Origin of the sequence: Xanthobacter aminoxidans, from assembly GCF_023571765.1 — a bacterium.
In the GTDB taxonomy this organism is placed as follows: domain Bacteria; phylum Pseudomonadota; class Alphaproteobacteria; order Rhizobiales; family Xanthobacteraceae; genus Xanthobacter; species Xanthobacter aminoxidans.
Map to the genome: position 1 here is coordinate 1 of NZ_JAMJXC010000016.1, position 14,947 is coordinate 14,947.

Here is a 14,947-nt window from a genome sequence, read left to right on the forward strand (position 1 = left end):
TCGCGCCGCCAGACTCCGCAAGGATCTTCGTGATCGCTGCCGTCAGCGACGTCTTGCCGTGATCAACGTGACCGATCGTGCCGATGTTGCAGTGCGGCTTCGAGCGGTTGAACTTCTCTTTGGCCATTTCGTCTCTCTCACTCTCGGTCAGCGCCCCGCGCGGGCCGCCAAAAAATCCGCCGTGGGATAGGGGGTTTCAGAAGCGGATGCAAGAGGCGGGACAATCGCGCGCAAAACCGTCCGCCCCCGCGCGCACGCGCGAAGGCCGGTCCGGCAAGGCCGCGGCGCGGCCCCCTCCCCCTATCCGCCGTCCCCGGGACAAGCCTCAGAGCCACGGCCGGCGCCATAGGGCGTCGCGGCGATGAAGGCGTTCAGCGCGTCCGCAACGCCCGTCGATTTCGCGCGGACGATGAAGGAGAACGGCTCGTTCCGCACGTTTCCGTCCGGCGTCATCATGCAGTGCGGCCAGACCGGGACGAGGCCCATCTTCTGCGACAGGTACTGGACGGTGCCGAGCCCCGAGCCGAAGGCGAACGGGCCTTCTCCCTCCGCGGCGTCGCGGACCCGCCGGGCATTTTCCACATCGTCCGAGGTGCCGATGATGGTCACGTCGGCGATCCGAGCCTGTGCAACGCGGCTGCGGGCGTCGACGTCGGCCGTCGAGCCGGCGATGACCATGATGGTCCTGCCCTCAAGGTCGGCCGCACGCGCCAGCTTCCCGGCATCGGCCTTGCGCACGCCGAAGGCACGCAGCACGAAATAATAATGATCGGACCACACCCCCGCCGCGCCGGTCGCCTGCCGGCGCGTGGTGAGGTCGGCGATACCCGAGGCGGCGATGTCGCAGGCGTCGGCACCGGGGCGCGTCCACAGGCCGTCGAAATCCGCCACCTCCACCGGCTGGAACCGCAGCCCCTGCGACGCGGCGAAGGCCTTGAGATAGTCCACGTCCCACCCCTCCCAGACGCCGGCGTCGGACTTGCCGACGAAGGGCGGGAAGGTGGCGAACATGCAGACCGAGAGCGTACCGGGCGCGAGCGTTTCAACCGGCGCGGCTGCGAGCGGCAGCACGGTTGAAGCCGCCAGAATCATCCCGGCCGCGAAACCGACGGCCCCACGTCGAGCTACCCGCACGCACGCCTCCCCAAAGCTGTGCCGGGACCATAGTCGAGCCGGCCGAACGCGCAATGCGGAGGTATCGGCGAGCGCTAAGGAATCGCCCCCACGGCTGGCGCCTTGCCCCCGCGTCCGCGAACCGTCACAGTGCGACGGTCTTTGCTGACCTCAAGGAAATGCAGGGGCACCACAGCCAGCGCGGGTGCGACATGAGCCCTGACATGTCCCCTCTTTCCAGCCCTCCTCTTGCCTGCTCTCCTCTTGACTGCGCGCCGGACGACCTCCTGTCCGCCTCCGACGTGCGCGACATCGTGAGGCTGCTGGGCGACGTCATCGTCTCGCGCGCGGACTTCTCCTGCGTGAAGCGGCAGCTCATCGATGGCATCTCGACGCTGGTCGGCGCCGATTCCTGGACCTGGAGCCTCGGCTGCCTCGCGGAGCCGGGCGAGCAGCCGGTCTATCTCGGCGTGGCCCATGGCGGTTTCGACGAGGCGCGCTACGGGCGCCTCCTGCTCGCCGCCGCCCATCCCGACATGGCCTGGACCTCGGCGAAGCTGCTGGGCGAGATGCGCGCGTGCAACGCCCACGTCACCCGGACACGGCAGCAGATCGTGGATGAAGCCACCTTCGTCGCCTCGGGCGTCGGCAGCCACCTGGCTGATGCGGACATCGGACCCTTTATCTTCTCGCTCCGGCCCATCGACGAGCGCGCGGTCAGCACCATTTCGCTCTTCCGGCGCCGGAACGCAGCCCCGTTTTCCGACCGGGAAGCGCGGATCGCCCATATCCTGCTCAGCGAGCTGCCCTGGCTGCACGAGCAGGGCTGGCCGAGCGACCGCGGCGCCAGCGTGCCCCGCCTCTCCCCCCGGCTGCGGCTGGTGCTGAACCTTCTGCTCGACGGGCGCACGCGCAAGGAAATCGCCGTCAGCCTCAACCTCTCCGAATACACGGTCGCGCAATACCAGCGGGCGGTCTATCGCCACTTCGGCGTCCGCTCCCACGCCACCCTGCTGCGGCGGTTCCAGATGGGCGACGGTGGCGACCGCCGGTCGACCGTACAGGAGGCGGGCTGACCACCGCGGTCCCGCCCCCTCCCTCAAATGAGGGAATAGGAAGAGTTCCGGCGCGTTTGGTATGCAGGGCAAGCTGCAGCGTCGGCGGACAGCATCTGTGAAGCACGGACAGCTTCACGCGGCAGGATATGCCCCGCAGGGCGCATGCGCACTTGCACGTCCAGATTAAATTTAAACGCCTGATTTAAATTTTATCGCACCGCACGCCTCGAATTTCCGAAAATGACGCGACGTATCGGCATTCATAAATTACTGATACCCTGATTTTTACTTGGTCCGGGGAAGAAAAAAACATGCGTCCTTCGCGGCGTGATTTCGTGACGTGGGTTGCTGCCAGCGGGATCATGCTTGCCATGAGCCGCATCGGCGCAGCGCGGGCCGCCGGGTTCGACGCGAGCCAGACGCTCCCCGGCCCGGCCGCGTTCCGCCTCCCCGGCGCCACGGCCGGGCGCATCGATGCCTTGGCCAAGGTGACGGGCGCCAAGCTCTACGCATCGGATTTCCGCGCGGCGGACATGGAGGGCTGGCCGGCGACGACCGCCCACGCCCTGCTCCTGCGTGCCGCCGACGCCACCCACGTCTTCACCGGGCTCGATCTCTCCGCGCTGGACGCCGGCGCCCGGCCGACGCAGGTGGTGACGGCGCAGGATCTGGAGCGCGCCGGGGTCCGCGTGCCGCCCTTCTATGCCGGCGACCTGCTCTGCCCGGCGGGCAAGACACCGCTCTATCTCGGCCAGCCGCTGGCGCTTCTGCTGTTCGAGACGTTCGATGCCTATGACCGGGCGCGGGCGATCCTGCGCGAGAAGGCCCCCGCCCGATTCGGCGCCGAGACCGGACCCGTGGCGGAGCCGAACTACGCCGCCCTGCGCTTCACCCGCGTCGCCGGGGATGCTCCCGGCGTCCCGGATGTCTATTCGCCGCTGATCGAGGGCTGGATCAGCCCCGGCGTCTTCGAGCCCGGCGGCCGGCCCGTCTGGCAGCCGCTGCCCACCTCGGAAGGTGGCCAGTACAAGAAGGGCGCCATCCACGGCGAGGCCATCCGCGCCTTCATCGCCGCCGGCGCGCCGGACATGCTGGTCCTCGACCGCCGATTCCGCACCCAGTCCGTGGACCCCATGTTCCTGGAACCGGAGGGCGGCCTCGCCTGGTACGACCCGCAGGCCAAGGCCCTGCGGATGGTGCTCGGCGTCCAGTCGCCGCTCGAAGCGAGCGAGGAGCTGGCCCACCTTCTGGGAGCGGCGGCGGCGGGGTTCCGCCCCGAGCGGATCGAGAGCCATTTCGCCCATCTGGGCGGCGGCTTCGGCGGGCGCGACCATACCCCGTTCCCGTTCTACGTGGCTTTGGCCGCCATGTTCCTGCCGGGACACCCCATCCGCCTCGCCCACGACCGGTTTCAGCAGTTCCAGGGCGGCATCAAGCGCCATGCCTTCGACATGCACACGCAGGTGGCCTTCGAACGCGCCACCGGACGGATGCGGGCCTTTGCGGCCGACCATGTCCTCGATGGTGGCGGCCTCGCCAACTATTCGGCGAGCGTGGCCGCAGTGTCGGCCACATCAGCCATCGGCATCTACGATGTCCCGAAAGTGGACGTGACCACCCTCGCCGAGCACACCCGGGGCGTCACGGCCGGGTCCATGCGCGGCTACGGCGTGCTCCAGACCACCACAGCCCTTGAGACGCTGGTGGACGAAGCGGCGCAAGCCCTGTCGATGGACCCTATCACCCTAAGGCGGCGCAACCTGCTGAAGGCCGGCGGCCTCACCATGACCGGCAATCCGTGGACCGTCTCGATCCGCACGCCAGAAATCCTCGACAAGCTGGAAGGCCATGCCCTGTGGCGGGGCCGCGACGAGGCCCGCAAGGCAGCCCCGGCCGGGTCACTGGTCGGCACCGGCGTCGCCGTCTGCGCCAAGGACTACGGGACGGGCGCCGACTGCTCCCTCGGCCGGGTGGAGGTCGATCCCCAGGGGCACATCCGCATCTTCTGCGACGCGGTCGAGATGGGCAACGGCATCGGCACGGCGGTGGCGAACCGCGTGGCGGGCCTGCTCGGACGGCGGGCGGATGCGGTCTCCGTCGCCCGCATCGATGCGTTCGATGAACTCGGGCTCGTGACCTCAGGCGATCCCTACACCCTCACACAGGCGGAGCAGGACGCCGCCGCCCGCAATCCGCGCTGGGTGCCGGCGATCAGTTCGGCCACCAGCGCCTCCATCGGTGCCCATGTGGGTACCCAGGCGGCGGCCGAGGCGGCGCGGCTCATTTTTCGCTTCGGGCTGTGGCCGGCGGCGCTCAGCCTGTGGGGCATCGCCCAGGACGATCCGCGCCGCTTCCTTTGGCAGGAGGCGTTCTGGTTCGACGGTGCGCTCATCCTCTCCGGCCTGCCGCCGCTGCAGCAGGAGAAGGTGGCCGCCCGCGCGCACGAGATGGGCGGCCTCACCGGCGCCATGGCCCACGCCTTCTCCCGCTGGGCATGGGCGCAGGCGGCTTTTCCGCTGGACGGGTTCGAATGGGTCGTGGACCTCGACGCGCTGGCGGTGCGGCGCGGCGGCGGTGCGTTCAAGGTGCTGGACCGCAGCTTCATCGCCTTCCCGCCGGCGAGCTACAACCGGATCGGCACCTCCTTCACATCGAGCTGCGGCACGCTGGTCAAGGTCGAGATCGAGAAGGCGAGCGGCGCCGTGCGGGTCTCGCGGGCCTACAGCGTGCTGGAATGCGGCGAGGTGCTAACCCCCGAGGTGGTGGTCGGCCAGGCGCAAGGCGGCTTCGCCATGGGCCTTGGCTACGCTTTGCTCGAAACCCTGCCGCCGTTCGAGGACGGGCCCGGCAATGGCCGCTGGAACCTCGGCGACTATGTGGTCGCCCGCGGCTCCGATCTGCCCCTCCACGCGCTGGAGGTGGAAGTCTTGCCACGCGTCGCCCCGAACGAACCGCCCAAGGGCATGGCCGAGGTGGTCATGATCCCGGTGGTGCCCGCCATTCTCAACGCCATCCACGATGCCACCGGCCATCGTTTCCGTGCCTTGCCCGTCACGCCGGACGATGTCCGGCGGGTGCTGTGAAGGGAGAAACCGCTTGCCTCCGGTCTCACTCACCATCAACGGTCGCAGCCACGGTCCCATCGAGGTCCGCGAGGGCCTGAGCATGAACGACTTCCTGCGGGAAGTGCTGGGCATGACCGGTACCAAGTTCGGCTGCGGCGCCGCCCAGTGCCTCAGTTGCGCGGTCATCGTGGATCATGCGGACGGAACCAGTTCCACCACGCCCACCTGCATCGCGTCCGCCACCGATTTCAACACGCTCGCCATCCGCACTGTGGAGGGCCACGCGAAGAGCGGCGAGCTGACGCCGCTGCAGAAGAGCTTCGTCGCCCATTTCGCCTTCCAGTGCGGCTATTGCACCCCCGGCTTCCTCAACGAGGGGCAGGTGTTGCTGGAGCGGCTGGAACGCTCGCCCATTCCCCGGGCCGATCTGGAGCGCACCATCGCCGAGGCCCTCGACGGCCATCTGTGCCGCTGCTCCGGCTACGTCAAATACCACCAGGCGGTGCGCGATGTCGTGCTCGCCGACCCCAAACGCTTCCTGACCTGAGGAGCTTCGATGCTGTTCGACAGGCGCCTCGCAATAACCCTGCCTGCGGCGGCCCTCGCCGGGCTGCTGGCGGCAGCCGGGATCGCGCTGTCGGCGCCCGCAGGTACGCTTTCGGCGCCCGCAGGTACTCTTGCGCCGCCGGACGCCTTCGCCGCCATCGCCGATCCCGCGCAGCGGTCGGCGGCCTATTTCGGTGAGCTGAGCAAGGTGCTCACCCACCCGCGCTGCACCAATTGCCACCCCGCCACGGATCGGCCCCGACAGGGGGATTCAGCGCGTCTGCACCAGCCGCCGGTGACGCGCGGCGCGGACGGGTTCGGCACCGCGAGCCTTAGGTGCGGCACCTGCCATCACGGCGAGAATTACGCGCCGGCCGGCGTCCCCGGCCATCCCGAATGGCATCTCGCGCCCGCCGAGATGGCCTGGGAGGGCAAGAGCCCGGCCGAAATTTGCATCCAGATCAAGGACCCGAGCCGCAACGGCGGACGATCGCTGGCCGATCTCATCGCCCATATCGGCGACGACACGCTGGTCGGCTGGGCCTGGCATCCGGGCGGCGCGCGGACGCCCGCGCCGGGCTCGCAACAGGAGGCGAAAGCCCTGGTCAAGGCGTGGGTCGAGAGCGGCGCCGCCTGCCCCAAATGATCTGCCCCCAGCGACCCGCGCAAAATGACATATGGAGGAGGAAACGATGAAATACCGTTCCGTCGGATTGGCCGTGGCGGCGGCGCTCGCCGCAACGCCGCTGCCCGGCGCCCTCGCGGCCGAGCCACCGGCCTATCTCAAGCCCATCTCCGGGCCGCCGCAGCCGCTTTCCGCGCAGGATCTCGCCACCCGCAACGTCCTCCAGCTCAACACCACCATGTTCGCGCTGTACGACAATGCCGGCACCGCGTTTCGCCGCAACATCCTCGCCAGCCATCCGGTCATCCTGGCGCTGTTCTCGGGCGCCGGCGGCCGCATGATCCTCTACCGGCCGGGCCAGCCGCCGCTGGAGGCGCCCTCGGTGCCCAAGGCCTATCAGGTGATGAAGTCGCTGGGCCACAGCGCCATGGCCATTTCCGAGGTCGTGCTGCCGTATCTGGACACGCCGAGCGACACCTCCTGGGTCGCGCCCATGCGGGCCTATCTGAGTGAGATGAAGAGCGCACTGGAGACCATCGGCGCGGCGGAGATGCCCGATGCGTGGCGGGCGAATTCCCGCGCCATCCTGGAGAACAACATCGCCTTCATGGAGGACAGCCTCGCCAAGGGCGTCGTCACCCTCGATGCGGTGCAGGCCTATGCGAAGAAGCAGGCGCCGGTCCTGCGCAACGCCATCGCCTGGGCGGCCCAGACGCAGGTGAAGCACTGGATGGGCGTGCTGGACGGCTGGAAGAAGGACCTCGGCGGCAACTTCGATCAGGCCTTCGGCGCCAGCAACACCATCTATGTGGCCCGCCAGAACAACGTGCTGTTCAGCGTCCTCGCCCAGTATTTCGGCGAGAAGGCCATCAACGACCGCCTGTTCCTGATCGAGACCGTCTCCTTCACCACCACGCCGGAGGACATGCTGACCGCCGTGGTGCGCATCATCTCCGACCGCTCGGTGGGCGGGCTGTTCTTCAACAACGACCGGCTCATGGATTACGAGCTGATGGGAGGCGATGCCCGCAAGGCCATCATCGCGGAGATGAAGGCGCGCGGGCAGGAGCCGTTCCTGCCGCCGCAGGTGCCGTTCGGCTCGAAGCAGTGGCCGGCGCTGATCTCCGGCGGATCGGGCGCCGCCTCCCTCGACGATCTCCATTGAACGACGCCCCGGGCGCGGCACATCCGTGCCCGGGACCATGCACAGGCAGGTGGGACATGCGCGCACCGATCTTCGCCCTTCTCCTTGCCGCCGTCGCGGCGCTCACCCCCGGGCGCGCTCCGGCGGCAGAGGGCGCTGGCACCGACTGGATCACCGGCCTGCCGCGGCAGGACATTCCGGTCGCCGCATGGCCGGGCGGCAGGAAGGTCGCCGTGCTGTTCGTCCTCTACGTGGAAACATGGGGCCACGGACAGGGGCCGAACTTCCGCCCCGACATGACCGGCCGCACGCCCGATCTGGTGGACGAGGGGTTCCGGCAATACGCCATCAATTTCGGCCTGCCCCGCACCGGCCGGCTGTTCAAGGAGATGGGCGTTCCCCTCAGCCTCGCGCTGAATGCCCAGTTCCCCAAGGCGCAGCCGCAGGTGTGGGCGACGCTGCGGGCGCTCGTTCCGTCAGCGCCCATCATCGCCCACGGGCTGAACAATTCCACCGACCTCCTGCCCCTGTCGGAGGGGCCGGCGGCGCAGCGGGCCTATATCCGCAAGACGCTGGACATGATCGAGGCAGACACCGGCGTGCGCTCCACCGGCTGGTCGAGCCCGAGCGTCTATCCCGATGCGCAGACCTTCGAGGCCACCGCCGCCGAAGGCATCCGCTACACCCTCGACGGGATGGATTCCGACGTGCTGGCGCGCCTCGACACCAAGCCGGCGCCGCTGGTGCTGGTGCCCTACCCGCCGAGCGTGGTGGACATGGGCCAGTATCTCTCCCGCTTCAAGGAAGCCGACGACCTCGCACGCCTCTGGATCGACTACGTGCGCGAGCTGGCCCGCGAGGCGAAAGCCGATCCGGCACGCCCGGCGACGGTGGTCGCCATCGGCATCCACCCCTTCGTCGTCGGCACGCCGGCGGGTGCGGCCGCCCTGCGGCGGGTGCTGGAGGCGCTGAAGGCCGAGGACCAGGTCTGGCTGGGCAACACGGAGGCGGTGATGCAGGCCGCCGGTCCGTCTTTGGCGAGTCCCGCTCCCGGCAAGAAGTGATGAAGCGTCCTCAAATACCGCTCATACCGAGATCTGGAGGGTGCGCCGGGGCTTGACGAGAAGTTGAAGCCAATTTTCGGCGGGGAAAAATGCACAGCCCTCCCTTGACCCGCGAAGATCGACGAAGTCGGCGCAGGCGTTGAATAAATCCTGTTTTAAGAAATGGCCTCCGAACGGACTGAGATTACTAACCTACCACCCGACGTATCGGCAGGTATCAACATATTTCCCCGCCCCCTGTGCGATGGCGCGCAAAGCAAAACGCGGCGCTTGGGCTTGAGATAACGTCCCGCCGCGCCGCAGGGCGGCTAGATGCAACGCAAGTTGCTCTTTATCGATTGGGGGATACGCAATGAAAGTTTCCAGGCGCACAGTTACGGCCGGTCTCGGCCTTCTGGGTGCAAGCTCAGCGCTTGGCTCTGCGCAGGCGGAAGGCTTCATCGGCGAAATGGTGACGGACGCGGAAGATCTGCGCGCCGCGTCGGATGCCTATATCTACGGCTACCCGCTCGTGACCATGGAGTTCACGCGCCGGGTGATGACCAATGTGGCCGCCCCCGAGGGCAGCCATGCGCCCATGGGGCAATTCGCGCGCCTGCGCACCTATCCCGACGCGAGCTTCCGCGACGTGACCGCGCCCAACGCGGACACGCTCTACACGATGACGTGGCTCGACGTGGCCAAGGAGCCGTGGATCGTCAGCATCCCCGACATGAAGGGGCGCTATTACCTCTTCCCCATGCTGGACGGCTGGACCAACGTGTTCCAGGTTCCCGGCACCCGCACCACGGGCACCGGCGCGCAGACCTACGCCATCACCGGCCCCGGCTGGAAGGGCACGCTCCCGGCCGGCGTCGTCCAGTACAAGTCGCCGACCGCGCTCGTCTGGCTGCTCGGCCGCATCTACTGCACCGGCACGCCGGAGGATTACGCTGCCGTCCATGCGCTGCAGGATGCCTGCAAGGTCTATCCCCTCAGCGCCTATGGCAAGGACTACACCCCGCCCGCCGGCAAGGTGGACCCGTCCGTCGACATGAAGACGGCGGTGCGCGAGCAGGTGAACGCCCTGAGCGGCGTCGAGTACTTCAAGCTTCTGGCGGAGCTGATGAAGACCAACCCGCCCGTTCCCGCCGACGCGCCCATCCTACCGAAGCTCGCCGAGATCGGCATCGTGCCCGGCAAGGATTTCGACGCCAAGGCCGCCAATCCCGAAGTGCTCGACCGGGTGAAGAAGATCAGCGTCGACCGTGTCATGCTGCACATGGTCACCAGCGGAGACTTCAAGAACGTCAACGGCTGGCGCTACAGCACCAAGACCGGCCTCTACGGCACCGACTACATGCAGCGCGCGCTGATCACCGCCGTCGGGCTCGGTGCCAACCGCCCCGAGGACGCGATCTATCCCATCTCGCTGAAGTCCGGCAGCGGCATTTTCGCGCGCAAGTACAACGGCGCGAACAAGTATGTGATGCACTTCCCCAAGGGGCAGCTGCCTCCGGTGAAAGGCTTCTGGTCCCTCACCATGTATGACGACAAGTATTTCTTCGTCGCCAATCCCATCAACCGCTACTCGATCAGCGCCCGGCAGAACCTGAAGGCCAATGCCGACGGCTCGATCGACCTCTACGTCCAGCACGACTCGCCGGGAGCGGACAAGGAATCGAACTGGCTGCCGGCACCGGCGGGCGAGTTCATCCTCATGCTGCGCATGTACTGGCCGAACCCCAAGAAGCCTTCGATCCTCGACGGCACCTGGACGATCCCTGAAGTCAAGGCGTCCTGACACCAGGGCGCTGGCTCCAGCGCCCCCGCAGAGAAACGATCCGCCCTCCGGACGCAGGCGACCTCACCGGCCGCCTGCGCAGAGAGCGTTCATTGACTGTTCCCGAACTCCCGGCCCGGGCGCCGGGTCCACCACAAGGAAAATGAGATGACCTTTCGCACGCTGAAGCTGGCCATCGCTGCCGGCAGCCTTGCCGCCGCCAGCCTCGCCGCCGCCCTGCCGGCCGCGGCCCAGGCACCTGTCGTGCCGAAGCCCGAGGCGGTCGAGGTCGTGACCCTGCCGGGCGTCGGCAGCGCCACCGTCCTCACCTACAAGGTTCGCTTCGTCTCTGCCGATCCGGCGACCCGCCGGGTCGTGCTCGAGACCCCGGCCGGCAAGCGCTGGGCCGTCATCGCCCCGCCGCTGGTCGGCGACCTCACCGCCTTCCGCAACGGCCAGAGCCTGCTGATCCGCAAGCTGCCCGGCGTGGTCACCGCCATTGCCAAGCCTGCCAAGAACGAGCCCGCGGAAGTCCTGAACGAGGTCGTGGTGAACGACGGCCTGCCCGGCCTGCCCGAGGGCTTCGGCCTGCGCGAGGTGACGATCGTCGCCCCCGTCGTCGGCACCGATCCCGCCGCGGGCACCGTGAGCTTCCCCGGCCCGGATGGCTACCTGCGCACCCTGAAGGCCGCCAACGGCAAGGTTCTCAGCGACCTCCAGACGCTGCAGCAGGGTGTCAACGCGAAGTTCACCTACGTGGAAGGCCTCGCCATCAACGCGGTGCAGTGAACGGTCGCTAACGACCGTTTGAAGGATTGGAACCTCGACCTCGGTGGGGTGTGCGATGTCGGCTCCGGGCCGCCGTGCAGCGAGCGAGGTTCCAGGCCGTCAGGGGCTCCGAACGCCCCTGACGGCCGCTTTCGTTCTGGGAGCATAATCGTCACGGCCATCGGAGTCGCCGCATCACCGGCGTGCTCGCGTCCCGACGAATCGGGTGGTCAGCACCCGAGGCGATCGGCGCTCATGAGCCGGCTGGAACAGCGCGGACGGGGACGGCCTGAAATTCAGAAGACAGGGCTGGAGCGGGTGAAGGGAATCGAACCCTCGTATTCAGCTTGGAAGGCTGCTGCTCTACCATTGAGCTACACCCGCATGCCGGCTGGCTTAGCATGCCGGTTCAAAGGGCGGAAGAGGTGGCGGGCGACCGGACAGGCCGGTTCCCTCCTGCTTCCGCGGGCCGGCGGACACCGGCCCCACGCTCGCGAGAGCGCATTGCGACGACGGGTGGTGGAGGGGGTTGGATTTGAACCAACGTAGGCAGAGCCAACGGATTTACAGTCCGTCCCCTTTAACCACTCGGGCACCCCTCCATAACGACGCCCGTCATCGCGGACCTTCATGCCAGAGCAGGAAGGCTTCGAGCCGGACTGGTGATGCAGGAAAGCGCCAGCGGCCGAAGGTGACGCAGAGCGTGAACTCAAATCGCCATCCGAGGCCGGGTTTATGTGAAAACACGGTGCCGAAGTCAACCGGAAATCGCCCGCCCATGCGCCTCGATCCCCGCCCCTGTGGACGGCCGGGCCGGCCGTGCCGCCGCAACCGGCACCGAAACGCCTGTCCGGGCCCCGCCGCCCCTTGCGCGCGGCGGCGGTGTCTGACAAAGCCACGTCATGTCTGATCGTCCGCCCCGCGAACCGCGCCGCCCCGGCGCCCGCCCGCCCTTCGCCGGCCGTGGCGGCCCGCGCCCATCCGGCGCGCCGTTTCCCCCACGCAAGGGCAAGGGTGGCGGCAAGCCGCCGCCGTGGGCCGGCGCGGACGATGTCGCGCTGCTCTATGGCTGGCACACGGTCGCCGAGGCGATCGGCAATCCCAAGCGGCGGTTCCGCAAGCTGATGGCGACGGAAAACGCGATCAACCGCCTCGCCGAGGAGGGACTTGTCCCGCCGGTTACGCCCGAGCTAGTGCGCCCCGGCGACATCGACAAGCTGCTGGGGCCGGATGCGGTGCATCAGGGGCTCCTGGCGGAGGTCGACCACCTGCGGTCGCCCCCGCTCAAGGATCTCGCGCAGAGCGAGCTTGTCCTCGTGCTCGACCAGATCACCGACCCGCACAATGTCGGCGCCATCGTGCGCTCGGCGGCGGCGTTCGGGGTGAGCGCCATCGTCACCACCGCCCGTCACAGTCCGGCGGCCACGGGCGTGCTCGCCAAGAGCGCGTCAGGCGGGCTGGAGCACGTGCCCTTCTGCCTGGTGCAGAATCTGTCGCGGGCGCTGACCGAGCTGAAGGACAACGGCATGCTGGTGGTCGGCCTCGACAGCGAGGGGCCGGCGGACATCGAGGACACCCGGTTGCGGGCACCCCTTGCCCTGGTGCTGGGCGCCGAGGGCAAGGGCCTGCGCCAGCTCACCCGCGAGACGTGCGACGTACTGGCCCGCATCGACCTGCCCGGCGCCATCAAGAGCCTCAACGTCTCCAATGCCGCCGCCTTGGCCCTCGGCATCGCTCGCCGCGCGTTGAAGAAGGGCTGACGTGGGTCAGGCCTGCCAGAAGGCAGCCCACCATGCTGCGGCGCATGCATTTTTCGCCCTGCACCTAAGACCAATGACCAATCGTAAGGCTGCCACACCTTCGCCATGATACCGCTCGACGCGCCGTGCGCGTCCAGCCCTGCGGGATATCCGTGCGCCAACAATGACGCGGAACCCAGAGGGTCTACCGGAGGAACGCCCTGAGATCCGTCGCACTCCCGCGTGCGCACGGCGCTGTGGGCTTGCGCCGAAAAGACCCTCTCTCGCAGGACCTGTTGGGTCCGACATCCGCCGGCGGCGGAACCCGAAGCGATGGGAGGGATAGGTTCCATGAGCGTGACCACAGCGGGGGCGGCAGCCAAGCCTCGCCCCATGAGCCGGGAGGAGAAGAAGGTCATCTTCGCCTCGTCCCTGGGCACCGTCTTCGAGTGGTATGATTTCTATCTGTATGGCTCGCTGGCAGCCATCATCGGCGCGCAGTTCTTCTCCGCCTATCCGCCGGCCACGCGCGATATCTTCGCCCTGCTGGCCTTCGCAGCCGGCTTCCTGGTGCGCCCCTTCGGCGCCATCGTGTTCGGGCGCATCGGCGATCTCGTCGGCCGCAAGTACACCTTCCTCGTCACCATCCTCATCATGGGCCTGTCGACCTTCATCGTCGGCATCCTGCCCAATGCCGCCTCCATCGGCATCGCGGCCCCGATCATCCTGATCGGCCTGCGCCTGCTGCAGGGCCTCGCCCTCGGCGGTGAGTATGGCGGCGCCGCGACCTACGTGGCGGAGCACGCCCCGCACGGCCGCCGCGGCTTCTACACCTCCTGGATCCAGACCACGGCGACCCTCGGCCTGTTCCTGTCGCTGATCGTGATCCTGTTCACCCGCACCATCGTAGGCGAGCAGAACTTCGCGGCCTGGGGCTGGCGCGTGCCGTTCCTCGTCTCCATCGCGCTGCTCGGCGTCTCGGTCTGGATTCGCCTCCAGCTCTCCGAATCGCCGACCTTCCAGAAGATGAAGGAGGAGGGCACCACCTCGAAGGCACCGCTCTCGGAGGCCTTCGGCAAGTGGGGCAACCTCAAGGTGGTCCTGATCGCGCTGTTCGGCCTCGTCGCCGGCCAGGGCGTGGTCTGGTACACGGGCCAGTTCTATGCCCTGTTCTTCCTGCAATCGATCCTCAAGGTCGATGGCTACACCTCCAACCTGCTGATCGCGTGGTCGCTGGTGTTCGGCACGATGTTCTTCGTGTTCTTCGGCTGGCTGTCCGACAAGATCGGCCGCAAGCCGATCATCCTCGCCGGCTGCCTGATCGCCGCGGCGAGCTATTTCCCGCTGTTCAACATGATCACCACCTACGCCAACCCGGCGCTGGAGAAGGCGATCCAGAACATCCGGGTCACGGTTGTGTCCGATCCGGCGAACTGCGGAAGCCTGTTCAACCCGGTGGGCACCCGCATCTACACCCAGCCCTGCGACCTCGCCCGCGACTTCCTCGCGAAGTCCTCGGTGAAGTACTCGACCGAGGCCGGCCCCGCCGGTTCCCCGGTGCAGCTGAAGGTCAACGACACGGTCGTGCCCTACAGCCCCGACTTCAACAAGACGGCCCTCGCGGCGCTCCAGACGGCGGGCTACCCGTCGGCGGCGACCAACAAGGACGTCGTGAAGATGGCGCATCCGTTCGACATCTTCCGCCCGCAGGTGGCGGCGGTGATCGGGCTGCTGTTCATCCTCGTGCTGTTCGTGACCATGGTGTACGGCCCGATCGCGGCAGCTCTGGTCGAGCTGTTCCCGGCCCGAATCCGCTACACCTCCATGTCGCTGCCCTACCATATCGGCAACGGCTGGTTCGGCGGCCTGCTGCCGGCCACCGCCTTCGCCATGGTGGCCGCCACCGGCGACATCTACTACGGCCTCTGGTACCCGATCGTGATCGCGCTGATGACCTTCGTCATCGGCCTTCTGTTCGTGCCCGAGACCAAGGATCGCAACATCGATCACTGGCACTGAGGTCGCACGCGGCCCCGCCGCGCGTCTCCCCGCAATCGAACGGC

12 protein-coding genes and 2 tRNA genes are annotated in these 14,947 nt (G+C 67.9%); 10 read left to right on the forward strand and 4 right to left on the reverse strand.

Going from position 1 to position 14,947, the window contains the following annotated elements:
• Both EJ105_RS20500 and EJ105_RS20505 read right to left on the reverse strand, forming a co-directional pair.
• Positions 1 to 127 (reverse strand): GTP-binding protein (locus EJ105_RS20500; RefSeq protein ID WP_245420775.1); only part of this gene is annotated, 127 nt, incomplete at its 3' end.
• A 173-nt stretch (positions 128 to 300) separates the two neighbouring features.
• Positions 301 to 1,071, reverse strand: a complete 771-nt coding sequence (locus EJ105_RS20505) for a substrate-binding periplasmic protein (RefSeq protein ID WP_250167793.1) — start codon at positions 1,069 to 1,071, stop codon at positions 301 to 303.
• A gap of 266 nt (positions 1,072 to 1,337) precedes the next feature.
• On the opposite strand from EJ105_RS20505, the gene EJ105_RS20510 reads away from it, so the two are divergent.
• The 8 genes from EJ105_RS20510 (at position 1,338) to EJ105_RS20545 (ending at position 11,166) form a co-directional block, all read left to right on the forward strand.
• Positions 1,338 to 2,189 carry a helix-turn-helix transcriptional regulator gene (locus EJ105_RS20510; protein ID WP_250167794.1) on the forward strand — a complete coding sequence of 284 codons (852 nt, stop codon included), beginning with the start codon at positions 1,338 to 1,340 and terminating at the stop codon, positions 2,187 to 2,189.
• A 293-nt stretch (positions 2,190 to 2,482) separates the two neighbouring features.
• Positions 2,483 to 5,254 (forward strand): xanthine dehydrogenase family protein molybdopterin-binding subunit, encoded by a 2,772-nt coding sequence (locus EJ105_RS20515; protein WP_250167795.1) that lies wholly within the window; start codon positions 2,483 to 2,485, stop codon positions 5,252 to 5,254.
• A gap of 13 nt (positions 5,255 to 5,267) precedes the next feature.
• Positions 5,268 to 5,783: a (2Fe-2S)-binding protein gene (locus EJ105_RS20520; RefSeq protein ID WP_250167796.1), complete on the forward strand. Its 516-nt coding sequence runs from the start codon at positions 5,268 to 5,270 to the stop codon at positions 5,781 to 5,783.
• A 9-nt stretch (positions 5,784 to 5,792) separates the two neighbouring features.
• The gene (locus tag EJ105_RS20525) at positions 5,793 to 6,428 is read left to right on the forward strand and encodes an Isoquinoline 1-oxidoreductase subunit (protein ID WP_250167797.1); all 636 of its coding nucleotides are present in this window, start codon (positions 5,793 to 5,795) and stop codon (positions 6,426 to 6,428) included.
• A gap of 46 nt (positions 6,429 to 6,474) precedes the next feature.
• Positions 6,475 to 7,572 (forward strand): hypothetical protein, encoded by a 1,098-nt coding sequence (locus tag EJ105_RS20530; RefSeq protein ID WP_250167798.1) that lies wholly within the window; start codon positions 6,475 to 6,477, stop codon positions 7,570 to 7,572.
• A gap of 56 nt (positions 7,573 to 7,628) precedes the next feature.
• A complete protein-coding gene (locus EJ105_RS20535) occupies positions 7,629 to 8,615 on the forward strand; it encodes a polysaccharide deacetylase family protein (protein WP_250167799.1) in 987 nt (328 codons plus the stop codon).
• A gap of 352 nt (positions 8,616 to 8,967) precedes the next feature.
• Entirely contained in the window at positions 8,968 to 10,398 is a 1,431-nt protein-coding gene (locus tag EJ105_RS20540) for a DUF1254 domain-containing protein (protein WP_250167800.1), read from the forward strand.
• A 147-nt stretch (positions 10,399 to 10,545) separates the two neighbouring features.
• Positions 10,546 to 11,166, forward strand: coding sequence for a hypothetical protein (locus EJ105_RS20545; protein WP_250167801.1), 621 nt, complete (start codon positions 10,546 to 10,548; stop codon positions 11,164 to 11,166).
• Between the two features lie 289 nt (positions 11,167 to 11,455).
• Here EJ105_RS20545 and EJ105_RS20550 read toward each other — a convergent pair.
• Both EJ105_RS20550 and EJ105_RS20555 read right to left on the reverse strand, forming a co-directional pair.
• Positions 11,456 to 11,529, reverse strand: a tRNA-Gly gene (locus EJ105_RS20550).
• Between the two features lie 133 nt (positions 11,530 to 11,662).
• Positions 11,663 to 11,747 (reverse strand) — tRNA-Tyr (locus tag EJ105_RS20555).
• 300 nt (positions 11,748 to 12,047) lie between these two features.
• Between EJ105_RS20555 and rlmB the strand changes: the two genes are divergently transcribed.
• On the forward strand, positions 12,048 to 12,905 hold the full coding sequence (gene rlmB / locus EJ105_RS20560) for a 23S rRNA (guanosine(2251)-2'-O)-methyltransferase RlmB (protein ID WP_029557776.1): 858 nt from the start codon (positions 12,048 to 12,050) through the stop codon (positions 12,903 to 12,905).
• A 330-nt stretch (positions 12,906 to 13,235) separates the two neighbouring features.
• Complete coding sequence (locus EJ105_RS20565; RefSeq protein WP_029557775.1) at positions 13,236 to 14,903, forward strand: MFS transporter; 1,668 nt, start codon at positions 13,236 to 13,238, stop codon at positions 14,901 to 14,903.
• Positions 14,904 to 14,947 lie beyond the last annotated feature (44 nt).